This is a genomic window from Tabrizicola sp. (assembly GCF_041913445.1).
Taxonomy (GTDB): domain Bacteria; phylum Pseudomonadota; class Alphaproteobacteria; order Rhodobacterales; family Rhodobacteraceae; genus Tabrizicola.
In genome coordinates, this window is the sequence record NZ_JAYSFG010000001.1 from 439,934 (window position 1) to 440,482 (window position 549).

Consider the following 549-nt stretch of genomic DNA (forward strand, 5'->3'; position numbering starts at 1 on the left):
CGTGTTAATCTGGCGGGGGGGGGCTCGCCTCGGGTATTGGGGTGGCGGCCGCGGGGGGTGGGCAACCCCCCACTTAGGTTCGGTGCGCTGTAGCGCACCCTACGATGGGGATGGGTCTGGTTGCGACGTCATTAAGCGGAGGCTTACCTTTTGCCGTGACTGTCATCCCCGCGAAGGCGGGGACCCATGAGAGAGTACAGTTACTTCGTCTACCTGATGGCCTCGCGCTGGAACGGCACGCCGTATTGCGGCGTGACGAGTGATCTTCTGCGCCGGGTGGTTGAGCATCGCGAGGGAGCGGCGGAGGGATTCACCGCCAAGTACGGCGTGTCGCGGCTTGTGTGGTTCGAGCAGCAATCGGACATCAACCAGGCGGTCCTGCGGTAGAAGCGGATCAAGAAGTTGAACCGGGCGTGGAAGGTTCGGCTGATCGAGGAGCTGAACCGGGAGTGGCGGGATTTGGCGGTTGAGTGGGGGCTGGAGCCTCTGGCGGGTGTCATCCCCGCAAAGGCGGGGATCCACTGCAGCCAGGAATCAACAGCGTGGGTG

The 549-nt window shown here is 63.8% G+C and carries 1 protein-coding gene; it reads left to right on the forward strand.

What is annotated here, in order from left to right:
• The first annotated feature begins 186 nt into the window (after nucleotides 1-186).
• Nucleotides 187-387, forward strand: coding sequence for a GIY-YIG nuclease family protein (locus tag ACE3Q6_RS02215; RefSeq protein WP_374427500.1), 201 nt, complete (start codon nucleotides 187-189; stop codon nucleotides 385-387).
• The last annotated feature ends 162 nt before the right edge of the window (nucleotides 388-549 follow it).